Genomic DNA, 26177 nt, shown 5'->3' on the forward strand with positions numbered 1-26177 from the left:
CGGCGACTGTCCATGATCGATACAGGCTTCCAGGGCATCGCTCCGCTCCCGCGAAACTCTCACCCAAAAACCGTCAACCATCTCTCCGAACATCAGTCAGGGATGTGTCCGGTCTGAACACCCCCGACACCCCCGCCAGGACCGTAGCGGCCCTGGACCCCGAGCAGTTGGAGCCAAGCCTTGGAAACGTGTTTCCTATTGATTTTGAATATAAAATTGGCGCCCCGCTTGCCAAGATGAAGCGCCAATAGATGGGTTCCAAGGGCCTTTCGGCCTTTGGCGGGGTCGTCAGGGGCAGAGCCCCTGACTGGGGCCCGGGGGCAAAGCCCCCGCCGCGCGCCTCAGCTCACCACGATATTGAACTGCCGCGCCACGGCGGTCCAATCCGTGATCTGCTGGCGCATGATGTTCACGAAATCCGCCCCCAGCGGCGGCGGGTTGCGCGGCAGGGTCTGCAATTCCTCGAAGCGGGAGCGCAGTTCCGGCCGCGTGACCAGGGCCGGGATCAGTGCCGTCATGCGTTCCGCGATCGGCGCCGGCAGGCCCTTGGGCGCGGACAGGCCCAGCCATTGCGCGCTGGTCAGCTTCGGGAAGCCCAGCTCCGCGAAGGTCGGCACATCCGGGAAGGCCGGCAGGCGCTGCGGGGTGGAGACGGCGAGCGCGCGCAGCACCCCATCCTTCATCATCTGCACATTGGTGGTGATGGGGTCGATGAAGCTCTCGATCACGCCCGCCATCAGGTCCTGCAGGGCGGGGGCGCTGCCCCGATAGGGCACGTGGTCCAGCTGGGGGGCGGCGGCCTCGGCGCTCAGCATCGCGCCCAGCAGGTGGGGGGCGGAGCCGATGCCCGAGCTGCCATAGCGCACGGCGCGGGTCTTCGCGGCGGTGACGTACTGGTCGAGCGTGCGATAGGGGCTGTCGCCCTTCACCAGCAGCACGTTCGAGGCCTCGACCAGCATGCCCATATGGGTGAAGTCGGTGACGGGGTCGAAGGGCAGGCTGGGCATGGTGGCGGTGGAATACACATGCACCGAGGCATGGCTGACCAGGAAGGTGTAGCCATCCGGCGCGGCCTTGGCGACGAAATCGGTGCCGATCACGCCGCCGGCGCCGGCGCGGTTCTCGACCACCACGGTCTGGCCCAGCGCCTGGGACATGGCGGGCGCCATCAGCCGTGCCACGGTATCGACCAGCCCGCCGGGCGGGAACTGCGCGATCAGGCGGATGGACCCGCGGGTGGGCCAGGCGCCGGATTGGGCCAGGGCGGGCGCCGCCAGCGGCAGGGCCAGCCCGGTGGCGAGGATTTGGCGACGATTCATGTGCTCTCCCGTGAAGCGAATGCACGGGGAGTGTGCATATCTTTGGCGCATCTTCCCCGCGACGTGAGCCGGGCACCCCGGTCCGCCTACGGGATAGGCAAATCACATGCCAGGAGCGTTACCGCCCGCCGGGATTGGCCTGGATGCCGCCCGGCCCCACCACCACGCGCGGCAGGGAGCACAGGTTCACCGGCCCCAGCTCCACCGCCCGGCCGTCGTCGAACACCAGGCGCAGGCGGGTGTTCAGCGGCTGCTGGGCCCGCAGCCGCGCCGTCTGGCCCGGCGGCAGCACGGAGGGGTCGAGCAGGTCGCGGTCGGAGCCGGCATACAGCTGTTCCACCGGGCGCGAGGACTGGTTGGTCAGGGTGAAATCGCCCGGGCAGGCGTCCTGGCTGGGCTGCGTGGCGCAGGCCGCCAGCAGCGGCAGCAGCATAAGGGGGGCAAGGCGCATCATTGGGGCTCCACAGGCAGTTCGGGCAGGCCGCGCTTCTCGATCTCGGCGCCCGCGGCCAATAGCAGATCCTCCCGGAAACGTCCCGCCAGCAACTGCACGCCCAGCGGCGTGCGGCCCTGCGTGCCGGTGGCCACGGCCAGCCCCGGCAGGCCGAGCGCCGGCGTGCCCAGCATGATGGTCTGCGCCTCCGCGATGCGTTGGAAAGCCGCGAAGCCCTGGGTGTCCAGCTGGTCCGGGAAGGGCAGCTCGCCCGAGACCGGGCACAGCACCACCGGGTATTGCTCGAAAAAGACCATCCATTGCCGCAGCAGGGTGGCCCGGCGCGTCAGCAGGTCCTGATAGCCATCCAGCCCAGGGGGCGGGGCGATCTCCATCATGTAGCGATAGCTGTCCAGGCTCGCCTGCTCGCCCTCGCGTTCCACCGCCGCCAGCCCGCCGCGCGGCAGGAAGGCGGTCCAGAGGGCCAGGTTGATCCGCACCGCCTCCCGCAGGGGCGGCAGGGCATCGACCTCCGTCACCTCATACCCGGCATCGGCCAGGCGGGCGGCGGCGTCGCGAAGGGCAGCGATGACGGGGGGCTGCACGGCCATGCCCTCCGGCGCCACGCACAGCGCCGCGCGGCGGGGGGCGGCGGGGCCTTCGAAGGGCACGGGCACCCACCAGGGGTCGCGGATGTCGCGGGCCGCCATGGCCAGCAGGCCCAGGCGCACGTCCTCGATGCAGCGGGCCAGCGGGCCCTGCACGGCCATCAGCTGCCCGCCGATATCGCGCTCGGGCATCGAGGCGTTCCAGGACGGGATGCGCCCCAGGCTGGGCCGCAGCCCATGCACGCCGCAGGCATAGGCCGGGTAGCGGATGGAACCGCCCGCATCCGTGCCATGGGCGATGGCGCCGATGCCCGCCGCCACGGCGGCGCTGGCCCCGCCCGAGGAGCCGCCCGGCGTTAGCCCGGCATCCCAGGGGTTTTTCGTCGCGCCATGCAGGTTGTTGCTGGTGAACCAGCGCGTGGCGAAGGCCGGCGTGTTGGTGCGCCCGATGATCACCGCCCCCGCCTTGCGCAGGTTCTGGATCACCGGGCTGTCCTGCGCCGCGATGTTATCCTTCAGCGTCACCAGCCCCATGGTGGTGGGGTGGCCGGTCTGGTCGGTGGTTTCCTTGGTGGTGACGGGCACGCCCGCCAGCGGGCCGGGGTTTTCCCCGCGCGCGATCGCGGCGTCCACCGCGGCGGCGGCGGCCCGCGCTTCCTCATGCAGGGGCACCGTGATGGCGTTGATGGCCGGGTTCACCGCGTCCATCCGCGCCAGCGCGGCCTCGGTGATCTCCTTCGCCGAGACCTCCCGCGCTTTCACCTGGCGGGCGATCTCATGGGCGGGCAGGGCGAACAGGGCGGTCACAGGGCGGGGTCCACCGGGGTGGCGGGGGTGCCGCCCGCCTCGATAACGGCGCCGGCGGCGATCAGCAGATCCTCGCGATAGCGCCCGGCCAGCAGCTGCGCGCCCACGGGGATGTTGCCGTTCACCAGGCCGGTGGAGACCGTCAGCCCCGGCAGCCCCATGAAGGGAAGGCCCACCTGCGTCAGCTGCGATTCCAGCACGCGCTGGAAGGCCTCGAAGCCCTTGGTGTCCTGCTGGTCGGGGAAGGGCAGCTCGGCCGAGACCGGGCAGATCACCACCGGATACTTCTCGAAGAACAGCATCCACTGCCGCACGAAGCCCGCGCGCTTGGTCAGCGCATCCTGGAAGCTGTTGAGGTCCGCCGGCGGGGTGATGGCGATCATGTGCCGGTACACGCCCAGCGAGGCCGCCTCGTTCTCCTTCTCGGCCAGGGCCATGCCGCCGCGCGGCAGGCTGGCCAGCCACATCTGGGATTGCAGGCGCGCGGGTTCGCGCAGCGGCGGCAGGCTGTCGATCTCCACGATGGTCCAGCCGGCATCCTGCAGGCGGCGGGCGGCGTCGCGCAGGGCGGCCTCCACCTCCGGCACGGTGTTCAGCCCCTCGGGGCGGATGCACAGGGCGGCGCGCTTGGGGGCCTCCGGGCCCTTCAGGGGGGCGGGCACATACCAGGGGTCGCGCGCGTCGCGCGTGGTCATCACCTGGAAGGCGAGCTCGATATCCCCGATGGTGCGGCACAGCGGGCCCTGCACCGCCATCAGCTGCCCGCCGATGTCGCGCTCGGCGCCCGAGGCGTTCCAGGCCGGGATGCGCCCCAGCGTGGGCCGCAGCCCATGGATGCCGCAGGCATAGGCCGGATAGCGGATGGAGCCGCCGATATCGCTGCCCTGGCCGATGGCGCCGATGCCCGCCGCCGTGGCCGAACCCGCCCCGCCCGAGGACCCGCCCGGCGTGATGCCCGGGTTCCAGGGGTTCTTGGTATGGCCGTGCACGTTGTTGCTGGTGAACCAGCGCAGGGAAAAGGCCGGGGTGTTGGTGCGGCCGATGATGACGCCGCCCGCGCGGCGCAGGGTGGCCACCATCGGGTTGTCCTGCTCGGCGATCAGGTCCTTCTGCAACACCAGCCCGTTGGTGGTGGCGTGGCCCTTCTGGTCCACATTCGCCTTGATGGTGATCGGCACGCCGGCCAGCGCGCCCGGGTCCTCGCCGCGCGCGATGGCGGCGTCCACGGCGCGGGCGGCCTCGCGCGCTTCCTCATGCAGGGGCAGGATCACGGCGTTGATGGCGGGGTTCACCGCATCCATCCGGGCCAGTACGGCCTCCGTCACCTCTGTGGCGGACAGCTGCCGGGCTTTCACCCGGGCGGCGATCTCGGTGGCGGGGAGGGCGTAAAGAGCGGTCACGGCAAGCCTCACAGCGGTTCCGGAAGCGGAGGCTAGGCCCCTTTCCGGGGGGAGGGGAACCCGGGGTGCGGTGCGAAAAAGGTTTCATAACCTGGGCGTATGGCCACGATGCCGAGCCATGATTGGGAAAGTGCGGCGGAACGGAGCATCTGTCTGTTCACCGAAGGGCGGCCGGAGACGGCGGCCCTCACAGAGAGAACAGGAGACCGGATATGAACAAGTTCGCCATTGCCGCCGTCGCGGCGCTGCTTTCCACCACCGCGGCCTTCGCCGAGGAAGCCCCCCGGATCGCGGGCGATTTCGCCAGCCAGCATGTCGTGTACGGCCAGGCCGCGCGCGGCAACATCGTGGGCGGCGGCGTGGCCGTCGTCACGGGTGTGGATGAGGGTCGGCCGGTGATCAGCTATCTGGACAATGGCCCGGCGCAACAGGGCCTCGCGGGCCAGGTGCCCGCGGTGGAGAACGTCGCCGGCCGTGACCGCACCATCTGGGTGCCTGCCTCCGGTCTCCGCGGGTAGCCCACGGGGGGCCTGATCTCCCGGAAGCCATGGAGCCGGGAGCTCCGAGCCCCACGGAACCGGCCCCTCGAAAGGGGGGCCGGTTTTTTCGTGTGAGCGCGGCGCGCTCTCAGTCGTCGCGGTGGATGCGTTCCATGCGCTCGTGGCGCTCCTGCGCCTCGATCGACATGGTGGCGATGGGGCGGGCTTCGAGGCGGCGCAGGCCGATCGGCTCGCCCGTTTCCTCGCAATAGCCGTAGGTGCCGTTTTCGATGCGGTCCAGGGCCTGATCGATCTTGCCGATCAGCTTGCGGGCCCGGTCCCGGGTGCGCAGTTCCAGCGCCCGGTCGGTCTCGACACTGGCGCGGTCAGTCAGGTCAGCCTCCGCGATTCCGCCTTCGGAAAGGCTGTTCAGTGTCTCCCCGGCTTCCCGAAGCAGATCCAGCCGCCAGCGCAGCAGTTTCTGCCGGAAATACTCCAACTGCAGGGGATTCATGAACTCTTCGTCGTCAGAGGGACGGTAATCCGGCGGAAGCGTGGCCAACATTGAGAACGTCCCCACTACGCCACGCCAAACCCGACGTTTGGCTGGTGGCAGGCGCGCCGCACCATATGCGCGAGCCATTCGCAAGAAAAGGGGGTGAACCCCTGACCCAACCCCCTGAAACGCAGTTTTCACGCAACCATGCACTTTGGCTGAGCAATTTTCAGCAACCCCGCGCACGATCCAGGCCACGGCGCAGTAATTCGATGCGTGCCCGCAGCGCCAGGTCCTGCACGGCCTCCCTCAGGGCGGGGTCTTCGCCGTCCTCGCCCTCCAGCAGGCCCAGCAGGCGTTGCAGCGCCGCATCGTCCGGCGCGCCGCCCAGCAATTCCCGTTGCAACGCCGTCAGCCCCCCCAGCAGCCCGCGCGCGCGGCGCTGGGCCACGGCATCACGCGGGCTGGGGCCCCGGCTGGCCGCCAGCGCCGCCAGCGGCAGGCTGGCCCCCAGCGACACCACCCCGGCGGCCCCCACCGTGCCCCCCTGCGGCGTGGCCCCCGGCAGGCGGAACCCGGCCTGGCCCGGCTGGGTGCCCTGGGCGGCCCCGGCCCCCTTCGCCCCCTGGCTTCGCTGTACGCGCATGTCCATCACCCAACCCCCTATTGCCGGGACCCCGCCTGGATTGCCGCCGCCCGGCAGGGATTGCCGGGCCGGAGCCTGCCAGACCGGGCCAAAACCCTGGCACGGCACTTGCCACCGTCATTCCGGATGGTGCGAGGCCAGGGGAATATCCCCGAACCGGCGAATACGCCGGGGCTTCGCCCCGCCCGAACAGACGGAACTGGGCGATGATGCGGGAAAATACTTTCCGACTGGCGAAAATGGCTCTGGTGGTGGCGCTTGCGCTGCTGCCCAGCCTCGCCGCCATCGCCCAGCCCGTGCGCATCAAGGACATCGCGGATTTCGAGGGCGTGCGCGACAACCAGCTGGTGGGCTACGGCCTGGTCGTGGGGCTGAACGGCACCGGCGACCGGCTGCGCACCGCCATCTTCACCCGCCAATCCCTGGTCGGCATGCTGGAACGCCTGGGCGTGAACACGCGGGACAATGAAACCCGCCTGGACACCCGCAACGTCGCAGCCGTGATGGTCACGGCCAACCTGCCCGCCTTCGCCCAGCCCGGCAGCCGCATCGACATCGCCGTCTCGGCGCTCGGCGACGCCACCAACCTGACCGGCGGCACGCTGCTGGTCACCCCCCTGCTGGGCGCGGACGGAGAGGTCTATGCCGTGGCCCAGGGGGCGGTCACCACCGGGGCCATCGCCGCGCGCGGGGCGGCGGCCAGCGTCAACCGCGGCGTGCCGACCTCCGCCCGCATTTCCTCCGGCGCCATTGTCGAGCGTGGCGTGCCGTTCTCCCTGGCCGGGCGGGACCAGCTGCGCATTTCGCTCCGCAACCCGGATTTGACGACCGCGCGCCGCATCGCCGCCGCCATCGAGCGCGCCATGGGCGCCGGCAGCGCCCGCGCGACGGACCCGCGCACCGTCCTGCTCTCTCTGCGCGGGCGGGAGCCCATCGGCATGCTGACCGATATCGAGCAGCTGCGCGTGGAACCCGACCAGGCCGCGCGGGTGATCATCGAGGAAGCCTCGGGCACCATCGTGATGGGGGCGAATGTGCGCGTCTCCACCGTCGCCATCGCCCAGGGCAATCTGACCATCCGCATCACGGAAACGCCCCAGGTCTCTCAGCCCAACCCGCTGTCCAATGGCGAGACCACCACCGTGCCCCGCACCCAGATCGAGGTGGATGACCAGGCCGAGCGCCGGCTGGGCGTGCTGCGCGGCGGCATCTCCCTGCAGGAACTCGTGCGCGGGCTGAACAGCCTGGGCGTCGGCCCGCGGGACCTCATCACCATCCTGCAATCCGTCAAGGCCGCCGGTGCCTTGCAGGCCGAGCTGGAGATCCGCTGATGGACATCGCCGCCACCACCAACCTGTCCCAGGCCACCCCCCGCATGCGCGACGCCGCGCAGCGGCTGGAAGGCCAGTTCCTGTCCATGATGCTGAAGCCGATGTTCGACACCGTGCGCAACGCGCGCGGCACCTTCGGCGGCGGCGCGGCCGAGGAACAATGGCAACCCATGATGACCGACGCGCTGGCCAACAACGTGGCCCGCGCCGGGGGCATCGGCATCCGGGACATGGTGCTGCGGCACATGATCCAGGTGCAGGCGAACGCCACCGCAACCCCAACGCAGGAGAGCCGCCCATGATGGACGCCGTGATCACCGCAGGAACCCGCCTGGCCGAGGCGCTGGAGGCCGAGAACCAGGCCCTGGCCGCGCTGGACCTGAACCGGGCCGCGACGCTCGCCAGCGTGAAGATCCAGGCCAGCGACGCCTTCGCCCAGGCCTTCGCCGCCGCCGCCCGCATCGGCGCCCGCACGGAGGTGGGGCAGCGCCAGGTGACCGCCGACCTGCACTCGCGGCTGCAGAACCTGGGGGCGGAAAACCGCAAGCTGCTGGAAAGCGCGATCGCGCTGCAATCCCGCGTGATCGAGACCATCGCGGGGGCGGCCCTGCCCAGGGCGCATGTGCCGGGCTATGGGGCGCGCGGGCAGTTCAGGGCGCCGAAACAGGCGCCGGCGCTGGCGCTTTCGGCGCGGGTGTAAGGCCAAGGGCCGTAGCAACCCTTGGAACCCATGGATTGGCGCCTTGCCTTGGCCGGTGGGGCGCCATTTTCATGATGAAAATCAGATGGAATCGCGCCACCGGGATGTAGTGCCAGAGCTTCTGGGGGCCAGGGGCCTTTCGACTCCTGCCAGGGGCGCAACCCTCGCGGTCTTTGCACCCCACCCATGTTTCGCGATTCAATACTTGACCCGGCCGTTGCATAAGCGGATATGCCCCACTCAGGCGCCTTTTGGGGCGTTTTTGGCCTTTCGGGGCCTACGGAAACTGGGCGGACCGTTACGCGCCCGGGGCTTTGGCGGGGTGTACCGCAAGCCGTGCCTGTCCACGGGTGGTCCGTGTCGGCGGGGGCGCAAACCCGGCTGACCCGCGATATCGCGGCCCGGCCACTAGGACCAAGCCACTTGGTTGATACCATGGAAGATTTTGCTGCCCTGCTCGATGAGACGCTGGGCCCGGATACCGGTTTCGCCGGTTCCGTCGTCACTGGTCGCATCGTGCGGATCGACGATGACTTCGCGGTTGTCGATGTCGGTCTGAAGAGCGAGGGCCGCGTTCCGCTCAAGGAATTCGCTCCCCCGGGCCAGAAGCCCGAGATCAAGGCCGGCGACACGGTCGAGCTGTTTGTCGAGCGCTATGAGGACAAGGACGGTTCGATCGTCCTGAGCCGTGAGAAGGCCCGCCGCGAGGAAGCCTGGACGAACCTTGAGAAGGCCGCCAATGCCGGCCAGCGCGTCAACGGCATCATCTTCGGCCGCGTGAAGGGTGGTTTCACCGTCGATCTCGGCGGCGCTGTGGCGTTCCTGCCCGGCTCCCAGGTCGATATCCGCCCGGTGCGCGATGTGGGCCCCCTGATGGGCCAGTCCCAGCCCTTCCAGATCCTGAAGATGGACCGCGCCCGCGGCAACATCGTCGTGTCCCGCCGCGCCGTCCTCGAAGAGACGCGCGCCGAGCAGCGCGCCGAGCTGGTGCAGGGCCTGAAGGAAGGCATGATCCTGGACGGCGTGGTCAAGAACATCACCGATTACGGTGCGTTCGTTGACCTCGGCGGCGTGGACGGCCTGCTGCACGTGACCGACATCGCGTGGCGCCGCATCAACCACCCGTCCGAGGCCCTGGAAATCGGCCAGAAGGTCAAGGTGCAGGTCATCCGCTTCAACCAGGAGACGCAGCGCATCTCCCTGGGCATGAAGCAGCTGATGTCCGACCCGTGGGACGGCGTGGCGGTGAAGTACCCGGTGCAGGGCAAGTTCTCCGGCCGCGTGACGAACATCACCGACTACGGCGCCTTCGTGGAGCTGGAGCCGGGCGTCGAAGGCCTGGTGCATGTCAGCGAGATGTCCTGGACGAAGAAGAACGTCCACCCGGGCAAGATCGTGGCCACCAGCCAGGAAGTCGAAGTCCTCATCCTGGATGTGGACGAACCCAAGCGCCGCATCAGCCTTGGCCTGAAGCAGGCCCAGGGCAACCCGTGGGATGTCTTCTACGAGAAGAACCCGCCGGGCAGCGTGATCGAGGGCGAGATCCGCAACATCACCGAGTTCGGCCTGTTCGTGGCGGTTGGCCCGGACATCGACGGCATGGTGCACCTGTCCGACCTCTCCTGGGATCAGCCGGCCGAGCAGGCGCTCGCCGTCTATCAGAAGGGCGAGATCGTCAAGGCCAAGGTGCTGGATGTGGATGTCGAGAAGGAGCGCATCTCGCTCGGCATCAAGCAGCTGGAGGCCGACCCGGCCGCCGAGGTGCTGGATCGCGTCCGCAAGGGCGACATCGTGACGGGCATCGTCTCCAAGATCGAGGCCAATGGCGTCGAAGTGCGCGTGGAGGAGATCCTCACGGGCTTCATCCGCCGTGCGGAGCTGGCGCGTGACCGTCAGGACCAGCGCCCCGAGAAGTTCGCGGTCGGCGAGAAGATCGACGCCCGCGTGCTGCAGGTGGACCGCGCCGCGCGCCGCCTGGCGCTGTCCGTCAAGGACAAGGAAGTGCAGGAGGAGCGCGAGGCGATGCGCGACTACGGCACCTCCGACAGCGGTGCCTCGCTGGGCGACATCCTGGGCGCGGCCATCCGCCGCCAGCGCGAGATGGCGACCAAGGGCGAGTAATCCGGCGGGGGCCTTCGGGCCCCTTCCAAACAGGAACCCCGGCGGGCGCAGGCCTGCCGGGGTTTTTTGTGTTCAGAAGTTGAGGGGGCGGCCGGTGGTCCGGGCGGCGGGCGCCGCCGGGGCGGGCGCCGGCACGGCCGGGGGCATCACGCTGCCCGGCGGCGGCATGTTCTCCGGCCGCAGCACGCCCGGGGAGGTCTGCGAGACCGCGCTGCGCAGCGCCTCCGCCAAGCCCGCGGTGGGGGAGCGCTGGGTCATGTTCCCCCAGGGGCCGAACACCGTCACCACCAGGAAGCGCCCGGCCAGCAGTTCCTGCGTCATCTGCGGCCCGACGTTCTGGTCGATGGAGCACGGCATGCCCGGCGTCAGGCAGCGGCCGAAATAGATGACCGGGTGGCCATCCACCTGCACCGCGAAGCCCGTCACCGGCGCCTGGGTGCGCAGCAGCCAGCGTGCACCCCCGGTGACGGTGAACATCCCGGCCTGGATGGCGGAGGCCGGGGTGCCCAGTTGCAGCTCCGCCCGGCAGCTCTGGCGCTGGTCCTCGGGCATGCCGGGGAAGGTGAGGCAGGAGACGGACCAGGGATTGCCCGGGAAGCTCGTGAAGCGCTGGCCCGTGGCTGGGCCGTTGCCGGCATTGCCCACATTCTTGCCGCCCGCGCAGCCCGTGGCCGCCAAGGCCATCAGCACCACGCCCACCCGCATAGAAAAACCCATCAGCCGACCCCGAATATGCCGGGGAAGGCTAATGGGCGTTCTGTTGCCGGTGCAATCCCGGGCATCAGGTATTTTTGTTAACCCGGAAGACCCAGCACGTTCTTCGCGATGATATTGCGCTGGATCTCGCTGGTGCCGCCATAGATGGTCGTCGGCCGCGCCTGGATGTACAGCCCCGCCGGGTTCAGGTTCCGGTTGCCTTCCATCGGTTCCATCAACCCGGCGTTTTCGGCGGCGATCGCCATCATCGTCTCGGTGATGCGCTGGAACAGCTCGGACTGCACGATCTTCAACTGGGACACATCGGCGCCCAGCGGCTGCCCGCGCTTCAGCACTTCCACATAGCGGCCGTACAGCGCCTTCAGATCCTCGAAATCCGTCCGCAGCTTGGCATAGGTGGTGGCGAAGGACGGGTCCTCGAACACGCCCATCTTCTCCGCCAGCTGCTTCAGCCGCGTCAGCGCATAGGCCGACTGGCGGGGGCTGCCGAGGTAGATGCGCTCGAAGCTCAGCAGCGCCTTCGCCATGTCCCAGCCCTTGTTGAGCTGGCCGACCAGGTTCGCCTTGGGCACCCGGACATTGTCGAAGAACACCTCGCAGAACTCGTCATGCATCTCGAGGTTGATGATGGGGCGCACCGTAATGCCCGGCGTGTTCATGTCCACCAGCAGGAAGGAGATGCCCTCCTGCTTCTTGGCCGTGGGGTCGGTGCGGACCAGCAGGAAGATCCAGTTGGCGTCGGATGCCAGCGTGGTCCAGATCTTCTGCCCGTTCACCACATACTCGTCGCCGTCCAGCACGGCGGAGGTGCGGAGCGACGCCAGGTCGGACCCGGAATTGGGTTCCGAATAGCCCTGGCACCACACATGCTCGCCGCTGAGGATCTTCGGCAGGTAGTATTTCTTCTGCTCCTCGGAACCATAGCGGATCAGCAAGGGCCCCAGCATGATGATGCCATGGTCGTTGCTGCGGGCGCAGCCCCAGCGTTCCAGCTCCTCGGTGAAGATGATCTGCTTGATGGGGCCCAGGCCGAGGCCGCCATATTCCCGCGGCCAGCCCGGGCACAGCCAGCCCTTCTCGGCCAGCTTGAAGTACCAGGGGTTGTTCTCCTCCCAATGCAGGCGCTTGGGCGGGTTGCGCAGTTCGGGCGGGTAGTTCGCCTCGATCCAGCGGCGGACGACGAGGCGGAAGCTGTCGTCATCCAGCGCGTTCAGGTCCTCGGGTTCGGTCCCGGCGATGGCGTTCATCTCACACCCCCTTGAAGACGGGCTGACGCTTGTTGAGGAAGGCGTCGCGGCCTTCACGGAAGTCCCCGGTGGCGAACAGGGCGGCCTGGAAGTGGCGCTCCACCTCCAGCGCGTCATGCAGGCCCTGGGCCAGCATCTGGCGCGTCAGGGCCATGGGGGCGGGGGCCTGCTCGGCCAGGAAGGCCGCGCGTTCCTGCGCGACGGCCAGGGCCTGGCCGGCGGGCACCACCTCATCCACCAGGTCCATCGCCAGGGCTTCGGCGGCGGAATACTGCTTGTGATACAGCAGGATCTGCCGCGCCTTGGCCACGCCCACCCGCTGCGGCAGGGTGAAGGGCAGGCCGAGATCGGCCATCAGCCCGATCTTGCCGAAACCGGCGCCCAGCTTCGCGGTGTCGCCCGCGATCACCGTGTCGCTGATGCAGGCCAGCGACAGGCCGGCGCCGACGCAATAGCCCTCGACCGCCGCCACCACGGGCAAATTGCCGAAGGCCATCAGCTGGATGAAGCGGTGGGTGCGGCGCATGCGCTCCCGCCCATCCACGATGCCCTTCACATCCATGCCGGAAATATCGCCGCCCGAGCAGAAATGCCCGCCGGCGCCGGTGATCACCACCGCGCGGGTGCCGTCGGAACTGGCGGCCTCCATCGCCTCCTCGATCTCACGCCGCAGGGGCATGGCCAGCGCGTTGCGGCGCGCCGGGTAATCGAGCGTCAGGGTCAGCACGGCGCCTTGCTTCTCGGCGACCACGCGCATCACGGGAGCATCCATCACGCGTCCTCCGTCTCGGGGCTGAGTTGCACGAAGCGGGCGCGGTGCAGGGCCGCGCCCCCGAACAGCGGGGCCAGCGTCATCGCCTTGCGCAGGTACAGGCCCACATCGTAGTCGTCCGTGTAGCCGATGCCGCCCGAGAGCTGGACGCACATCTGGCCCACGATCATCGAGGCCTCGCTGGCGCGCGCCTTGGCGCGGGAGACGAGGGCCGAGGCCGCATCGCCCGTGGTGCCGGCATCCAGCGCCGCCGCCGCCTGTTCCACCGCCGCGCGGGTCAGGGCGATCTGCACCTTCACATCCACCGCCTTGTGCTGCAGCGCCTGGAAGGTGCCGATGATGCGGCCGAACTGCTGGCGGGTGTTGAGATAGGCCAGCGTCATGGCGAAGGCCGCCTCCATGCCGCCCAGCAGATAGGCGGCGGTGGCCAGCGCGGCCTTGTCCAGCGCGGGGCCGAGGGTGGCCTGACCGACCGATTGGTAGGTTTTGGGGCGCAGGGTTCCGAGGTTCCCGCCATCATTGGTGGGTTCCGTGACGAGGTCCGCGCCGGCGGCTTCCACCACCGTCAGCCCGGCCTCGGTCGGCACCAGGAAATGGGTGGCGCCGGCGGCCATCGGGATGAAGCGGCGCGTGGCCGCGGCATCCAGGCAGGGCTTCAGCGTCGCGGCCCGGTCCTGCCAGGCGGTCAGCACCACGGCCTCGCCGGCCAGCAGCTGGCCGAGCAGTTCGGTCTCACCGGCCTCGGCCAGCAGCAGGGCCGACAGGGTGGCCGGGATCACCGGCTCCGGCGCCAGCCCGCGCCCGAGTTCCTCGGACAGCGTGACGAGTTCCACCATGCCGAGGCCCGAGCCCCCGGCCGCCTCGGGCACCGCCAGGCCGATCCAGCCCAGCTCGCCCATCTCCCGGAAGGTGTCCTTCGAGAAGCCGGGGTTGGTGAAGCGCAGGGCCCGCGCGCGGGCCACGTCGGTTGCGTATCCGGCCGCGCTGTCGCGGATCATCCGCGCGGATTCGGCCTGGTCATCGCTGTAGGGCGCGATCCCCGCCGCGCTGCTCATGTGGTGTGCAGCTTCGCGGCGGACTGGGACTGCGCGTATTCCAGCGTGACGCCCGGCGCCAGGTCGCGCACCACGAAGCCCGTGCCCTTCACCACATCGAACACGCCGAGGTTGGTGTAGACGCGGTTCACGGTGCCGAGCGCGGTCAGCGGATAGCCGCACTGGTCCACCAGCTTGGGCCGGCCATCCTTGGTCGTGTGGTCCATGATGACCCACAGGCGCTTGGCACCGGCGCCCAGGTCCATCGCGCCGCCCACGGCGGGGGCGCTGTCGTTCTCGCTGGTGGCCCAGTTCGCCAGGTCGCCGTTCTCGGCTACTTCGAAGCCGCCCAGCACGCACAGGTCGATGTGCCCGCCGCGGATCATCGCGAAGCTGTCGGAGTGATGGACGTAGGAGCCGCCCGGACGCAGCGTGACCATCGCCTTGCCGGCGTTGATCAGCCAGGGGTTCTCATGCGCCTTGTCGGGGGCGGGGCCCATGCCGATCACGCCGTTCTCGGATTGGAAGATCACTTCGCGGTCGAGCGGCACATGGTCGGCGATGGCCGTCGGCATGCCGATGCCGAGGTTCACCACCCAGCCTTCCGGGATATCGGAGGCGGCGCGCGCCGCCATCTGGCTGCGGGAAAAGGGCTGCATTGGTTATTTCCTCCGTTGGGAGAGGTTAGGGCCGCGCGCGGCCCCGGTCCATAAATCCGTCTTCACGCCCAGGGCGCGCCGCGATCGACGCGCAGCACGCGGTTCACATACACGCCCGGGGTCACGATCTTTTCCGGGTCCAGCGTGCCCAGCTCACCGATGTTCTGCACCTGCGCGATGGTCAGGGTCGCGGCCATGGCCATCACCGGGTTGAAGTTCCGGCCGCTGTCCTTGTAGATCAGGTTGCCCCAGCGATCGGCCTCCCACGCCTCGATCAGCGCGACATCGGCGGGCAGGGATTTTTCCAGGATATAGTCGCGGCCGTCGAACTCACGCGCTTCCTTGCCGCGCGCCAGCAGGGTGCCGGCGCCGGTGGCGGTGTAGAAGGCCGGGATGCCGGCGCCGGCGGCGCGCATGCGCTCGGCCAGCGTGCCCTGGGGCACGATCTCCAGCTCCAGCTTGCCGGCCTTGTACAGCTCCTCGAACACCACCGAACCCGCGCTGCGCGGGAAGGAGCAGATGATCTTGCGCACCCGCCCCAGCTCCATCAGCCGCGCCAGGCCCACATGGCCGGTGCCGGCATTGTTGGCGACGCAGGTCAGGTCCTTCGCGCCCTGCTCGATCAGCCCCTCGATCAGCGCATCCGGCTGGCCGACGGAACCGAAACCGCCGATGAGCACAGTGGAGCCGTCCTTGATGCCCTCCATCGCCTCGGCCATGCTCTGCACGATCTTGTTGATCATTGGTGTTCCATTTCCTCGATGACCCGAAACAGGGGAAAAGAATTTCCCCAGGGCCCCCATTCTTTTATTTTTGCGAGTTCGAGGGCACCCCGATGGGGAATGCCGGCCCGGACTTGCAAAAGTAGAGGGGGGATTCGGGGGGAGACTTCCCCCCGAGAATACGCCTGTTCACGCAAAGCGAAACTTCCCGTTCGAAACAACGACGATGCCGCGTTCCACCACCCGGGTGCGGAAGGCGGCGCCGCCTTCCTTGTGCCAGATCTCGGTCCGCAGCGTCTCCCCCGGATAGACCGGGGAGGAGAAGCGCGCGTCCATCGCGCCGAAGCGCGTCACGTCATACTCGCACAGGCCCCGCATCAGCGCGTGGCAGACCACCCCGAAGCTGGCCAGCCCATGCAGGATGGGGCGCGGGAAACCCGCCTTGGCGGCCACGTCGGGGTCCATGTGCAGCGGGTTGAAATCCCCGTTCAGGCGATAGATCAGCGCCTGTTCCGGGCGCGTGGGCAGTTCCACCGCCAGGTCCGGCGCGCGGTCGGGCTCCGGGTGAGGCTTGGGGGCGGGGCCCGGGTCGCCGTTGAAGCCGCCATCCCCGCGCGCGAAGGTGGACATCGCCAGCGTGGCCAGCTTCTCCCCGGTCGCGGCATCCTTCACCACGCGCTCGGAGTAGATGATGGCGCCCTTGCCCGCGCCGCGGTCGATGATGCGGGTGACGCGGCTGGTGCCGACCACCTCGCCACTGGTGGGCAGGGGCTTGTGCAGCGTCAGGGATTGCTCCCCATGCACCACCTTCACCCAATCCACGCCCGTGGCGGGGTTCTGCACCCAGAAACCCGGATAGCCCAGCACCACCGCCATGCTGGGCATGGCGACCAGCTGGCGTTCGTCCAGGAAGCGCAGCTGCGCCTTGTCCATCGGGTCCGCGCCCAGGCCGACGCTGAAATTGTACAGCGCCACATCCTGCCAGCGCAGCGTCTGGCGGATCTCCGGGATCGGGTAGTTCAGCAGGGCGACGGGGTCGATCACGGCGTGATCTCCAGCACCGCGTCGGCGGCGTAGCAGGCGTCCGGCAGGGCGAAGACGGGGTTGATGTCCACGCTGGCCAGGCGCGGCCCGGCGGCGGTGGCGAAGGCGGAGAGGTTGGACAGGGCGGTGCTCAGCGCCTTGAGGTCGGCCTTGGGCCGCCCCCGCGCGCCGTCCAGCAGGGGAAAACCCTTCAGGGAGCGGATCATCGCCTCGGCCTCGGCCGGGCTGAAGGGGCAGCGGCGGAAGGCCACATCCTTCAGCACCTCGATGAAGATGCCGCCCAGCCCCACCATGGCGACCGGGCCGAAGACCGGGTCGTTCACCACGCCGAAGGCCATCTCCGTGCCGCCCTTGATCTGCTTGGCGACCAGCACGCCCTCGATGCGGGCGGTGGGGGCGTGTTCCTTCGCGCGCTGCAGCAGCGTCTCGAAGCCGTGGCGCACGCTCAGCGCGTCCTCCACATCCAGGATCACGCCGCCGATTTCGGATTTGTGCAGGATGTCCGGCGACAGGATCTTCAGCACCACCGGATAGCCCATGGCCTCCGCCGCATCGACGGCGACATGCACATCGGCGCAGGCATATTCCGGCACGCCGGGCACGCCGGCATTGCCCAGGATGCGCTTGGCCTCGGCCTCGCTGGGGGTGGTGTCGGGCAACTCCACCACGGGCAGCGGCACGGCGCAGACATTGTGGTTGGCGAAGGCCTTTCCGAAATGCTCCATCGCGTGCAGGGCGACCACGGCCCGCGTCGGGTCCTCGAACACCAGGAAGCCGTCATCCTGGTATTCGCGCACCATCTCCGGCGGGGCGATGACCGACAGGCACCACAGCCGGTCCGGGTGCTGGGCCTTCACCTTGTTCATCTCGGCGCGGATATGCGGCGCCATCATCTTGCTGCCGCCGGTCTGGGTGAAGAAGCCCAGGATGGAGCTGTAGCCCCCATCCACCACCAGGCTTTCCGCGAAGGTGCCGATCAGCGCCGGCTGGTTCACCACCTGGGCCGTGCAATCCACCGGGTTGCGCGGCGCGCAGAAGGAGATGTGGCCCTTCAGCATCTTCTGCGCGTCCTCGGGCATCGGCGGCATGTCGAAGCCCAGCGCCTCCGCCGCGTCGGAGATCAGCACGCCCGCGCCGCCCGAGACGGTCAGCACCCCCAGCGTGTTGTGCACCGGATAGATGCGCCGCGTGGCGGCATAGGCGACATCGAGCGCGTGTTCCGTGCTGGTGGCGCGCAGCACGCCGAACTCCTTCAGCACGGCCTCCGTCACGGCATCGTCGCCGGCGATGGAGGCGGTGTGGGATTTCGCGGCTTCCCCGCCCAGGGCGCTGCGGCCGACCTTCATCATCACGATCGGCTTGCGGTTGGCGCGCGCCAGCTCCAGCGCGGCCAGGAATTTCTTGCTTTCGCGGATGCCCTCGGCATAGGCCAGGATCACATCCACCTCCGGCGCCTGGGCCATCCAGCCCAGCACGTCGCCGAGGGCCACATCGGCCTCATTGCCCGTGGTGACGCAGACCGGCGTGCCGAGGCCGCGGTTGCGCGCCACCGAATACACATGGGTGCCATAGGCGCCGGACTGGCTGGCGATGCCGATGCGCCCCTTCACCGGCCAGCCGCCGTCGAAGGCGGAGGAAAAGATGGGGTAGAAGCCGATATCCGCGTTGAACAGGCCGAGGCAGTTCGGCCCCAGCAGCCGCATGCCGTATTTCCGGCAGATCGCGGTCAGCTCCTCCTGCTTCTTCGCGCCGTCCTCATCCATCTCCGCGAAGCCGGCGGTGAACATGATGACGCCCTTGGCGCCCTTCTTCCCCAGCGCCTCCACCGAGGTCAGGGCGGCATCGCCCGAGACGGCGATCAGGCCGACATCCGGCACCTCCGGCAGGGCGGCGACATCGGCATAGGCGGGGATGCCCTGGATCACGTCGCGCTTGGGGTTCACCGGCAGGATCGTGCCGTGGAAATTCTGCGACTTCATATAGGCGATGGGCCGCCCGCCGATGCGGGTCGCGTCGTCCGAAGCGCCGACAATGGCGATGGAACGGGGGCGAATCAAGGGATCGAGCGAGGCGAAGCTATTGATGTTCATGACGTTTCCCATCTTTCGCCACCGCCCGGCCCGGGTTGTTCCCCCGTGGCTCAGCCAGTGGCGAGCAAACGTTTGTATAAATCCACGGCCTTCGCAAGATCGCTGAGCGAAACATGCTCGTGCGGGGTGTGGGCGGTGGCGATGGAACCGGGGCCCAGGATCACGCAAGGGGCCAGCGCCTGCAGCTCGCTCGCATCGGTGCCGAAGGGCACGGTCGTGGCCTGCTGGCCCGTTTCGGCCACGCAGAGCCGGATCAGCGGGTGGTCCAGCGGCAGCTCGGGGGGCGTGCCCTCCAGCGCCCAGGTGACGTTGATGCCGGCGCGGTCGGCGGCGCCGCGCACCGCGTCGATGATCGGCGTGGGGTCGATGCGGTGGGAGTAACGGAACTTGATCAGCGCGGTGGCGCGGGCCGCCGTCACGTTCACCGCCGTACCGTGATTGTCGATCACCAGGTTGAAGTCGCTGAAGGGCGGGTCATAGGCGGTGTCGAACCAGGCGGGGTCGGTGCGCAGGCGGGTGAAGATCTCCTTCATCTCCGCCAGGAAGGGGATCAGCGCCCAGTTGGCGTTCACGCCCTTGCCGGTGGAGGAATGGGCCTGCACCCCCTCCGCCACCGCGGTGAAGGCGACATGGGCGCGGTGGCCGCGCACCGGCGCCAGGCCGGTCGGCTCCGCCACGATGATGCCCTTGAGGCCGAGCGAGCGCGCGTAAGGGCTGGCCGCGACGGCGCGGGCGCCGGCCTTGGTCGATTCCTCGTCGGTGGTGATCAGCAGGGTGACGGGGGTTTCGGGCGGGCACTCACGCGCCGCGACGATGCAGGCGGCGACCGGGCCCTTCATGTCCACACTGCCCAGGCCATGCAGGATGCCCTCGGCGTCGATGGCGCCCGACCAGGGGTCATTGGTCCAGCCGGTCTCGGGCACCGTGTCCATGTGGCCGGACAGGGCATAGCCGCCCGGTGGGCCGCGATGGGCGATGAGGCAACGCTTCTGGACGCCGGCGGCGTCGGTGTAGTCCAGGCGCTCGATGTGGAAGCCGGGGAGTTCGGCCTCGACCCGGTCGGCGACGGGGAGGTTGGAGAGGCGGCTGCGGCTGTCGATGCGGACGAGGGCCTGGGCGAGGGCGGGGAGTGGGGTGAGCGGCATGGGGGGTAGGCTGGGGCGGATGCGGGGGTTTGGGAAGTTGGGTGGGGAGGTTTTTCCAGGGGCTTTGCCCCTGGACCCCAGTCAGGGGCGCCGCCCCTGACCACCCCGCCAGGAGGCAGTGCCTCCTGGACCTGCCATCACCTTAACGTTCGACTAGATTCTCAGAGCCCGAGTGTTTGGGAGGCAGGCTCCGAGCGACAAGCTTGCGAACGGCCCAGTTCTTACTGGCGGTCTGGCCTCTCCTGCGTGTCCGAAACGAAAAGGCGTCTGTTACTTCAAACCAAGAGCCGTCGTTTCCGTGGCCATGATACCTTCCCATGCAGGAGCATGTGCACTCATGACCAATCGCATTCTGACACGCAGATGCACATATCTCAAATGCGCGGTAGGGCTGGATTATGTAAATTGAACCGAATTCAACCAAGGCACGCTCAGTTATGTCGTTTAACCAAGACTTTGGAACGCTCCAATATTTTCCTTTGGAGTCCCATTTTGGTTTGCTTCGGCGATGGCTGCGCAGCCAGAGATGGTTATTCCCTGAGTAGGGTAAACGAACCGCGAGCTGCGTGCCCTTTTCCCCAGACCGCCAAACGACCGGTATAGCGCTCTGCTTCCAGGCAGATTCCCAATCCTGCATTGCTGTACATTGCAATAATCAGTCCCGATTCTGAAGAGTGCACATTTCAGAGCGAGGTCTGTGATCCCAAGAATTTAGTTTCGTGCTAGTAGTCATGGCTTGGCGACTCCATCCTAGAGTAGATGGCTATAAAGTTCCGGTTTCCAAAGGCCTCCCGGCCTTTGGCGGGTTCCAAGGGCAGCGCCCTTGGTGGGGGCACGGGGGCGACGCCCCCGCCGCCGGGCCGCCGGACATTACCGCCCCCAGGGCTTGCCTCCCCACCCCGCCAAGGCGACTGTCTCCCCCCATGAGCCAGACCGCCTATCTCGACCCCTTCACCGGCCAGACCTGGCCGCTCGCCACCCCCCGCTGGTGCGGCGACGACCGCCAGCCTCTGCTGCTGACAGACCTGCCCGGCATCTCCCGCGACGACATCGACCGGTCCAGGCGCAGCATCTGGCGCTATGCCGCCGCCCTGCCCTTCATCCCCGACGCACCGATCACGATGGGTGAGGGCTGCACCCCCCTCATCGAGTTCCCGCTGGCCGGCGGCACGGCGCTGCTGAAATGCGAGTGGTTCATGCCCACCGGTTCCTTCAAGGACCGCGGCGCCTCGGTCATGCTGTCCCTGCTGCGCGCCCAGGGCATCGGCCATGTGCTGGAGGATTCGTCCGGCAATGGCGGCGCCGCCGTCAGCGCCTATGCCGCCGCCGGTGGCATGCGCTCCAAGATCATGGTCCCGGCCTACACCTCCCCCGCCAAGACGGTGCAGGCCCGCGCGGTGGGCGCCGAGATCGAACTCGTCCCCGGCACCCGCCAGGACTGCGCGGAGGCCGCGGAGGCCGAGGCCGCGAACATCTTCTACGCCAGCCACAACTGGCAGCCCTTCTTCCTGCACGGCACGAAGACGCTGGCTTATGAGCTGTGGGAAGATCTGGGCTTCCAGGCGCCCGACAACGTCATCGTGCCCTGCGGCGCGGGCTCCAACGTGCTGGGCTGCTACATCGGGTTTTCGGAGCTGCTGCGGGCGGGCCAGATCGACCGCCTGCCGCGCATCTTCGCCGCCCAGCCGGAAAACTGCGGCCCAATCGGCCGCGCGGAACTGGGTTTGCCGGAGGCCGAGGCCATCCCCACCATCGCGGAGGGCACGGCCATCGCCAAACCCCTGCGCCAGCGCGAATGCATCCAGGCGATGCGCGAGAGCGGCGGCGGCGCCGTGCTGCTGACCGAGGACGAGATCAAGGACGCCGCCCTGATGCTGGCGCGGCGCGGTGTCTATGTGGAGCCCACCTGCGCCCAGGCGGCGGCGGCCTTCGAGCGGCTGCTGGCCGCGGGCCGGATCGGCGGCGCGGAAAAGACCGTGGTGGTGCTGACCGGCACCGGGCTGAAGGCCACGCCGCGCTATGCCGAATTCCTGGGGGTCGCCGTATGAGCGCGCCGCGCATCGCCCTTTTGGGCTTTTCCATCGAGTGCAACCGCTGGGCGCCCGTCGCCACCCTGCACGATTTCACCAACCGCTGCCTGCTGCGCGGCGAGGAGATCGTGACCGACGCCCGCGCCGCATCCTCCCGCGCCTTGGGTGAGATGCCGGGCTTCGTCACCGCCATGGACGCGACCGGCCCGTGGCAGCCGCGCCCCGTCATGCTGGCGATGTCCGAGCCCTGGGGCCCCGTGGCGCGCGATGTGTTCGAGGGCTTCATGGCCGAATGGCGCGCGGGGCTCGAACCCCTGCGCGGCCAGGTGGAGGGGGTCTATGCCGTCCTGCACGGCGCGGGTCTGGCCGAACACCTGCACGACCCCGAAGGCGCCCTGCAGGCCCTGGTGCGGGAGATTCTGGGCGATGTGCCCTTCGTCTGCAGCTATGACCTGCATGGCAATATCAGCGCGGAGAATGTGGCGCTGAACGATGCCTTCGTCGGCTATCGCACCAACCCGCACCTGGACATGCGGGAGCGCGGCGTCGAATCCGCCCAGCTGATGCGCCGGCTGCTGGCGGGCGAGCGCTTCGTGCGCGCGCACCGCCGCCTGCCGATCATCGCGCCTACCGTGTCGATGCTGACCGCCCAGGGGCCTTATGCGGAGGTGATCAACCTGGGCCAGCAGCGCGCGGGGATGGACCCGCGCATCGCCAATGTCTCCGTCATGGGGGGCTTCGCCTATGGCGACACGCCCTTCAACGGCATGACCGTGGTCGTCACCGCCACCGAGCGGGACGCCGCCGAGGCGCTGGCCCAGGAGCTGGCCGAGGCCGCCTGGGCGCGCCGCCACCGCTTCATCGCGCGCCTGACGCCGATCGAGGAAGCGACCCAACGCGCCCTGACCAGCGACGTGCCGCTCGCCTTCGCCGATGTGGCGGACAACCCGGGCGGCGGCGGGCGCGGCAACACGATGGAGATCCTGCGCGCCTTCCACGCGGCGGGCGTGCGGGGCGCGGTGTTCGGCGTGATCAACGACGCGCGGCTGGCGGCCGAGGCCCATCAGCTGGGCAAGGGCGCGCGCTTCACCGCCGTGTTCAACCAGGGCGGGCTGGACGAGTTCAGCCGCGAGTTCTCCGCCCCCGCCGAGGTGGTGGAGCTGTCCGACGGCCAGGTGACCGGCCGGCGCGGCATCTATGGCGGCACGGTGATGCAGCTGGGCAAGACGGCCCGGCTGCGGCTTGTGTCCGATCCGCCGAGGCCCGCGGGGCCGGAGGCGGTGAATCGGCCACACGATGCTGGCGGGATCGAGGTCGTCGTGATCTCCGAGCGCACCCAATGCGCCGACCCCGCCTTCCTGGAGCATCTGGGCATCGACATCGCGGCCCAGCGCGCGGTGGTGGTGAAAAGCCGCGGCCATTTCCGCGGCGGCTTCGACGAGTTCTTCCAGCACGACCAGATCGTGGAGGTGGATGGGCCGGGCCTAACCTCGCCCATCCTGACGCGCTTCGACTGGAAGCATGTCCCGCGACCCTCTCTGCCCATCGATACGGAGGCCACTTGGCCGTGACGACCCTGAATGACCTTGAGACGCCCTGCCTGGTGCTCGACCTGTCCATCCTGAAGCGCAATCTGAAGCTGATGACGGATGCGATGGCCCGCCACCCCGGCGTGGTGCTGCGCCCGCATATGAAGACCGCGAAAAGCCGCGACGTGGCGATGCTGGCCGCGCCGAATTTCGGGCCCATCACCGTCTCGACCCTGGCGGAGGCGCAGTATTTCGCCGATGCCGGCTGGATCGACCAGATCTATGCCGTGGGCATCACGCCGCAGAAGCTGGAGCGCGTGGCGGCGATGAACGCGGCCGGCGCGCGCATCAAGATCATCACCGACGATGTGGAGATGGCCGGAAAGATCGCGGCCCATCCCGGCCAGATCGCGGCGCTGGTGGAGGTGGACAGCGGCGAGCATCGCGGCGGCGCCGTGCCCGAGGGTGCGATGGCCGTGGCCCGCGCGCTGGGCAACAAGATGCTCGGCACCTTCACCCATGGCGGGCATTCCTACCTCGGCCGCAGCCAGGCGCAGATGGAGGAGGTGGCGGAGGCCGAACGGAAGGCTGTGGCCGACACCGCCCAGGCCATGCGCGATGCGGGGCTGAAGGCCAAGATCGTCTCGATGGGCTCCTCCCCCACCGCGCTCTACGCCAAAAGCCTGGAGGGCATCACCGAGGTGCGGGCCGGCGTCTATATGTTCGGCGACCTGTTCCAGGGCCAGATCGGCACCCACCCGCTGGAGGATATCGCGGTGACGGTGCTGGCCAGCGTGATCGGCCAGCGCCCGGATCGCGGCACGGTGCTGCTGGATGCCGGCGCCATGGCCATGAGCAAGGACCGCAGCACCGAGGCCGCGCCGAAGGATTTCGGCTTCGGCCGCATGCTGGATATCGATGGCAAACCCAGCTTCGGCGATGCCATCATGCGCCGTGCCTATCAGGAGCATGGCGAGGTGGTGGTGCCCGGCAATCCGTCCTTCCATATCGGCGACAAGGTGCGGGTGGCGCCCAACCACACCTGCATGACCGTCGCCGCCCACACCCACTACAATGTGGTGGATGGCGGGCAGGAGGTGATCGCGGTGTGGGACCGGGTGAACCACTGGTAGTCTTGTGTGCCCTCGGACGCCGGGCGGCGGCTCCGCCGCCAGGGCTTCGCCGGATTGCCGGCGGCGCCCGTTCGGGCGCTTGAGAGAGAAGATCGGGAGTGTCTGACGGCGATGTACGCCAACTGGTCCGACCTGCGGGAGAAGGAGACGGCGGGCATGCTCGCCGCCTGCACCCGCTGTGGCGCCTGTTACGAGGCCTGCCCGATGACCCCGTTCATCCCCGCCGCCGAGGGCGTGGCCCCCGGCGCCGTGGTGGCCGGCGTGCTGGACCTGTTGCAAGGCGGTGCCGGCGATGCCGCCGCGAAGGGCTGGGTTTCCGCCTGCACCCGCACCGGCAGCTGCATCCCCGCCTGCCCGGAGGGCGTGAACCCCATGCTGATGCTGCGCCTGGCCAAGTTCCAGGCGCAGGAAAACGGCACCATGCCCCCGCGTGACGCCAGCCGCGCCATGCCCACTGTGAAGGCCTTCGCACGGCTGGGCTTCACGCCGGACGAACAGGAGAAGTGGCTGTGACCCAAAGTCCTGCCCCTGAAGCGCGCAGCGCGGAAGGGACAAGCAGGCCGCCAGATGCTCTGTTCTGGTACGGCTGCAACATGACCCGCCATGCGGAGATCATCCGCATCTCCGCCCATCTGCTGGCATGCGCGGGCGTGCCGGCCGCCCCCATCGGCGGCCCCGGCGCCTGCTGCGGCAGCCCCAAGGAAAGCCAGCCCCGCATCGCCGAGGGCATGGCCCGGCGCACCATGTCCCACTTCAACGACAGCGGCGCGAAGCAGGTCATCACCTGGTGCCCGACCTGCCACATGAACCTCGACGATTTCATGGGCGCCACGCAGGAACCCCGCTTCGGCCATTCCCACGTCACCGAGGCCCTGTGGCAGCGCCGCGACGCCCTGGCCCCCCTGCTGACCCGCCCCGTGGCGGGCCGGGTGCTGGTGGACACCCACACCGGCTTCAACGACCGCGCCCTGGTGAATGCGGCGGTGCTCGGCCTGCTGCGCCTGGTGCCGGGGCTTGAGGTGCTGGAGCACCCCTATCGCGGCGCCAGCTACATGTGTTTCGGCCTGGCGGGCGTGCCCGGCGCGCTGCCCGCGCATCTGGAACGCCTGGTCGCCGCCGCGCGAGAGGTGCAGGCGGACACCATCGTCAGCATCTTCCATTCCTGCCACCGGGAACTGGTGGGGCTGGAAAAGACCCATGGCTTCCGGGTGCGGAACTGGGCGCACATCCTGGGCGAAAGCGCCGGGCTGCCGCATGGCGACGAATACAAGGAATGGCGCAACAGCACCGACCCGGCCGCGCTGATCGGGTCGGCGCGGATCGCGGCCGCGGGGGCGGATGCGGTGGAGAAGTATGTGCTGCCGGAGCTGAACCGGTAGCGCAGGGGCCTTGCCCCTGACCCCAGCAAGGGGCGCCGCCCCTTGCATCCCCGCCAGGAGCCGAAAGGCCCCTGGACCCCATCAGTTTGGCGCTGACCTTGGGAAGGTGTTTCTTATTGATATTAATAATGAAAATGGCGCCCCACCTGCCAAGGTAAGGCGCCGATAAATGGGTTCAAAGGGTTGTTACAACCCTTTGCGGGGGTGTCGGGGTCTACAACCGTGAACCTTGGTAACAGTTTAGACCGGCAGCCTAGGTAACAGTGTTGCTACGACGTTCCGGGCTGGCTCGATCGAGCCAGCCCGGAACGGCGCAAGGTTCCGCTTTCGGCATCG

At 68.8% G+C, this 26177-nt stretch carries 25 protein-coding genes; 10 read left to right on the top strand and 15 right to left on the bottom strand.

The window, feature by feature from the left end; all coding sequences use genetic code 11:
* Window positions 1-341: 341 nt before the first annotated feature.
* From GT007_RS19450 to GT007_RS19465, 4 genes are all read right to left on the bottom strand, one after another.
* Complete coding sequence (locus GT007_RS19450) at window positions 342-1319, bottom strand: Bug family tripartite tricarboxylate transporter substrate binding protein (protein WP_160123335.1); 978 nt, start codon at window positions 1317-1319, stop codon at window positions 342-344.
* A 118-nt stretch (window positions 1320-1437) separates the two neighbouring features.
* Window positions 1438-1752: a hypothetical protein gene (locus GT007_RS19455; RefSeq protein ID WP_160123336.1), complete on the bottom strand. Its 315-nt coding sequence runs from the start codon at window positions 1750-1752 to the stop codon at window positions 1438-1440.
* A 17-nt stretch (window positions 1753-1769) separates the two neighbouring features.
* Window positions 1770-3167 carry an amidase family protein gene (locus GT007_RS19460; RefSeq protein WP_160123337.1) on the bottom strand — a complete coding sequence of 466 codons (1398 nt, stop codon included), beginning with the start codon at window positions 3165-3167 and terminating at the stop codon, window positions 1770-1772.
* Window positions 3164-4567 carry an amidase family protein gene (locus GT007_RS19465; RefSeq protein WP_160123338.1) on the bottom strand — a complete coding sequence of 468 codons (1404 nt, stop codon included), beginning with the start codon at window positions 4565-4567 and terminating at the stop codon, window positions 3164-3166. The genes GT007_RS19460 and GT007_RS19465 overlap by 4 nt, the downstream gene beginning before the upstream one ends.
* A 212-nt stretch (window positions 4568-4779) precedes the next feature.
* On the opposite strand from GT007_RS19465, the gene GT007_RS19470 reads away from it, so the two are divergent.
* A complete protein-coding gene (locus GT007_RS19470; RefSeq protein ID WP_160123339.1) occupies window positions 4780-5085 on the top strand; it encodes a hypothetical protein in 306 nt (101 codons plus the stop codon).
* A gap of 109 nt (window positions 5086-5194) precedes the next feature.
* Here the strand turns inward: GT007_RS19470 and dksA are convergent, their stop codons facing one another.
* A complete protein-coding gene (dksA, locus tag GT007_RS19475; protein WP_201451985.1) occupies window positions 5195-5608 on the bottom strand; it encodes an RNA polymerase-binding protein DksA in 414 nt (137 codons plus the stop codon).
* Window positions 5609-5771: 163 nt separating this feature from the next.
* Window positions 5772-6194 carry a flagellar assembly protein FliX gene (locus GT007_RS19480; protein WP_160123341.1) on the bottom strand — a complete coding sequence of 141 codons (423 nt, stop codon included), beginning with the start codon at window positions 6192-6194 and terminating at the stop codon, window positions 5772-5774.
* 233 nt (window positions 6195-6427) lie between these two features.
* Between GT007_RS19480 and GT007_RS19485 the strand changes: the two genes are divergently transcribed.
* The 4 genes from GT007_RS19485 (at window position 6428) to rpsA (ending at window position 10340) form a co-directional block, all read left to right on the top strand.
* On the top strand, window positions 6428-7519 hold the full coding sequence (locus GT007_RS19485) for a flagellar basal body P-ring protein FlgI (RefSeq protein ID WP_236571767.1): 1092 nt from the start codon (window positions 6428-6430) through the stop codon (window positions 7517-7519).
* Window positions 7519-7821, top strand: a complete 303-nt coding sequence (locus GT007_RS19490) for a rod-binding protein (RefSeq protein WP_160123343.1) — start codon at window positions 7519-7521, stop codon at window positions 7819-7821. The genes GT007_RS19485 and GT007_RS19490 overlap by 1 nt, the downstream gene beginning before the upstream one ends.
* Window positions 7818-8219 carry a hypothetical protein gene (locus GT007_RS19495; RefSeq protein ID WP_160123344.1) on the top strand — a complete coding sequence of 134 codons (402 nt, stop codon included), beginning with the start codon at window positions 7818-7820 and terminating at the stop codon, window positions 8217-8219. Before GT007_RS19490 ends, GT007_RS19495 begins: the two co-directional genes overlap by 4 nt.
* A 435-nt stretch (window positions 8220-8654) precedes the next feature.
* Window positions 8655-10340, top strand: coding sequence for a 30S ribosomal protein S1 (gene rpsA / locus GT007_RS19500; protein ID WP_160123345.1), 1686 nt, complete (start codon window positions 8655-8657; stop codon window positions 10338-10340).
* A 72-nt stretch (window positions 10341-10412) separates the two neighbouring features.
* On the opposite strand, the gene GT007_RS19505 is transcribed toward rpsA, so the two are convergent.
* The 9 genes from GT007_RS19505 to GT007_RS19545 all read right to left on the bottom strand — a co-directional run bounded on the left by GT007_RS19505 (window position 10413) and on the right by GT007_RS19545 (window position 19770).
* Entirely contained in the window at window positions 10413-11057 is a 645-nt protein-coding gene (locus GT007_RS19505) for an invasion associated locus B family protein (protein WP_160123346.1), read from the bottom strand.
* Window positions 11058-11134: 77 nt separating this feature from the next.
* Window positions 11135-12304, bottom strand: coding sequence for an acyl-CoA dehydrogenase family protein (locus tag GT007_RS19510; protein WP_160123347.1), 1170 nt, complete (start codon window positions 12302-12304; stop codon window positions 11135-11137).
* A 1-nt stretch (window position 12305) separates the two neighbouring features.
* Entirely contained in the window at window positions 12306-13076 is a 771-nt protein-coding gene (locus tag GT007_RS19515) for an enoyl-CoA hydratase/isomerase family protein (protein ID WP_160123348.1), read from the bottom strand.
* Window positions 13076-14131, bottom strand: coding sequence for an acyl-CoA dehydrogenase family protein (locus GT007_RS19520; RefSeq protein WP_160123349.1), 1056 nt, complete (start codon window positions 14129-14131; stop codon window positions 13076-13078). The genes GT007_RS19515 and GT007_RS19520 overlap by 1 nt, the downstream gene beginning before the upstream one ends.
* Entirely contained in the window at window positions 14128-14769 is a 642-nt protein-coding gene (locus GT007_RS19525) for a 3-oxoacid CoA-transferase subunit B (RefSeq protein WP_160123350.1), read from the bottom strand. The genes GT007_RS19520 and GT007_RS19525 overlap by 4 nt, the downstream gene beginning before the upstream one ends.
* Before the next feature lie 62 nt (window positions 14770-14831).
* A complete protein-coding gene (locus GT007_RS19530; RefSeq protein ID WP_160123351.1) occupies window positions 14832-15512 on the bottom strand; it encodes a 3-oxoacid CoA-transferase subunit A in 681 nt (226 codons plus the stop codon).
* Between the two features lie 168 nt (window positions 15513-15680).
* Window positions 15681-16535 (bottom strand): MaoC family dehydratase, encoded by an 855-nt coding sequence (locus GT007_RS19535; protein WP_160123352.1) that lies wholly within the window; start codon window positions 16533-16535, stop codon window positions 15681-15683.
* Window positions 16532-18625 (bottom strand): acetate--CoA ligase family protein, encoded by a 2094-nt coding sequence (locus tag GT007_RS19540; RefSeq protein ID WP_160123353.1) that lies wholly within the window; start codon window positions 18623-18625, stop codon window positions 16532-16534. Before GT007_RS19540 ends, GT007_RS19535 begins: the two co-directional genes overlap by 4 nt.
* Before the next feature lie 50 nt (window positions 18626-18675).
* Window positions 18676-19770, bottom strand: coding sequence for a M20 family metallopeptidase (locus tag GT007_RS19545; RefSeq protein WP_160123354.1), 1095 nt, complete (start codon window positions 19768-19770; stop codon window positions 18676-18678).
* A 923-nt stretch (window positions 19771-20693) separates the two neighbouring features.
* Between GT007_RS19545 and GT007_RS19550 the strand changes: the two genes are divergently transcribed.
* The 5 genes from GT007_RS19550 to GT007_RS19570 all read left to right on the top strand — a co-directional run bounded on the left by GT007_RS19550 (window position 20694) and on the right by GT007_RS19570 (window position 25841).
* Window positions 20694-21818, top strand: a complete 1125-nt coding sequence (locus tag GT007_RS19550; RefSeq protein ID WP_160123355.1) for a threonine synthase — start codon at window positions 20694-20696, stop codon at window positions 21816-21818.
* On the top strand, window positions 21815-23371 hold the full coding sequence (locus GT007_RS19555; RefSeq protein ID WP_160123356.1) for a M81 family metallopeptidase: 1557 nt from the start codon (window positions 21815-21817) through the stop codon (window positions 23369-23371). Before GT007_RS19550 ends, GT007_RS19555 begins: the two co-directional genes overlap by 4 nt.
* On the top strand, window positions 23368-24462 hold the full coding sequence (locus GT007_RS19560; RefSeq protein ID WP_160123357.1) for an alanine racemase: 1095 nt from the start codon (window positions 23368-23370) through the stop codon (window positions 24460-24462). Before GT007_RS19555 ends, GT007_RS19560 begins: the two co-directional genes overlap by 4 nt.
* Before the next feature lie 111 nt (window positions 24463-24573).
* A complete protein-coding gene (locus GT007_RS19565) occupies window positions 24574-24975 on the top strand; it encodes a 4Fe-4S dicluster domain-containing protein (protein ID WP_160123358.1) in 402 nt (133 codons plus the stop codon).
* Window positions 24972-25841, top strand: a complete 870-nt coding sequence (locus GT007_RS19570; protein ID WP_268894562.1) for a (Fe-S)-binding protein — start codon at window positions 24972-24974, stop codon at window positions 25839-25841. Before GT007_RS19565 ends, GT007_RS19570 begins: the two co-directional genes overlap by 4 nt.
* Window positions 25842-26177 lie beyond the last annotated feature (336 nt).

Source organism: Rhodovarius lipocyclicus (genome assembly GCF_009900765.1).
Classification (GTDB): domain Bacteria; phylum Pseudomonadota; class Alphaproteobacteria; order Acetobacterales; family Acetobacteraceae; genus Rhodovarius; species Rhodovarius lipocyclicus.

What these genes read in the sequence shown, in the direction of transcription:
- GT007_RS19450 (WP_160123335.1), bottom strand. Translation starts at nt 1,319, where the DNA reads ATGAATCGTCGCCAAATCCTCGCCACCGGGCTGGCCCTGCCGCTGGCG.
- GT007_RS19485 (WP_236571767.1), top strand. Translation starts at nt 6,428, where the DNA reads ATGGCTCTGGTGGTGGCGCTTGCGCTGCTGCCCAGCCTCGCCGCCATC.
- GT007_RS19515 (WP_160123348.1), bottom strand. Translation starts at nt 13,076, where the DNA reads ATGGATGCTCCCGTGATGCGCGTGGTCGCCGAGAAGCAAGGCGCCGTG.
- GT007_RS19510 (WP_160123347.1), bottom strand. Translation starts at nt 12,304, where the DNA reads ATGAACGCCATCGCCGGGACCGAACCCGAGGACCTGAACGCGCTGGAT.
- GT007_RS19530 (WP_160123351.1), bottom strand. Translation starts at nt 15,512, where the DNA reads ATGATCAACAAGATCGTGCAGAGCATGGCCGAGGCGATGGAGGGCATC.
- GT007_RS19455 (WP_160123336.1), bottom strand. Translation starts at nt 1,752, where the DNA reads ATGCTGCTGCCGCTGCTGGCGGCCTGCGCCACGCAGCCCAGCCAGGAC.
- GT007_RS19540 (WP_160123353.1), bottom strand. Translation starts at nt 18,625, where the DNA reads ATGAACATCAATAGCTTCGCCTCGCTCGATCCCTTGATTCGCCCCCGT.
- GT007_RS19480 (WP_160123341.1), bottom strand. Translation starts at nt 6,194, where the DNA reads ATGGACATGCGCGTACAGCGAAGCCAGGGGGCGAAGGGGGCCGGGGCC.
- GT007_RS19565 (WP_160123358.1), top strand. Translation starts at nt 24,574, where the DNA reads ATGTACGCCAACTGGTCCGACCTGCGGGAGAAGGAGACGGCGGGCATG.
- GT007_RS19490 (WP_160123343.1), top strand. Translation starts at nt 7,519, where the DNA reads ATGGACATCGCCGCCACCACCAACCTGTCCCAGGCCACCCCCCGCATG.
- GT007_RS19555 (WP_160123356.1), top strand. Translation starts at nt 21,815, where the DNA reads ATGAGCGCGCCGCGCATCGCCCTTTTGGGCTTTTCCATCGAGTGCAAC.
- GT007_RS19525 (WP_160123350.1), bottom strand. Translation starts at nt 14,769, where the DNA reads ATGCAGCCCTTTTCCCGCAGCCAGATGGCGGCGCGCGCCGCCTCCGAT.
- GT007_RS19550 (WP_160123355.1), top strand. Translation starts at nt 20,694, where the DNA reads ATGAGCCAGACCGCCTATCTCGACCCCTTCACCGGCCAGACCTGGCCG.
- rpsA (WP_160123345.1), top strand. Translation starts at nt 8,655, where the DNA reads ATGGAAGATTTTGCTGCCCTGCTCGATGAGACGCTGGGCCCGGATACC.
- GT007_RS19545 (WP_160123354.1), bottom strand. Translation starts at nt 19,770, where the DNA reads ATGCCGCTCACCCCACTCCCCGCCCTCGCCCAGGCCCTCGTCCGCATC.
- GT007_RS19505 (WP_160123346.1), bottom strand. Translation starts at nt 11,057, where the DNA reads ATGGGTTTTTCTATGCGGGTGGGCGTGGTGCTGATGGCCTTGGCGGCC.
- GT007_RS19470 (WP_160123339.1), top strand. Translation starts at nt 4,780, where the DNA reads ATGAACAAGTTCGCCATTGCCGCCGTCGCGGCGCTGCTTTCCACCACC.
- GT007_RS19495 (WP_160123344.1), top strand. Translation starts at nt 7,818, where the DNA reads ATGATGGACGCCGTGATCACCGCAGGAACCCGCCTGGCCGAGGCGCTG.
- GT007_RS19520 (WP_160123349.1), bottom strand. Translation starts at nt 14,131, where the DNA reads ATGAGCAGCGCGGCGGGGATCGCGCCCTACAGCGATGACCAGGCCGAA.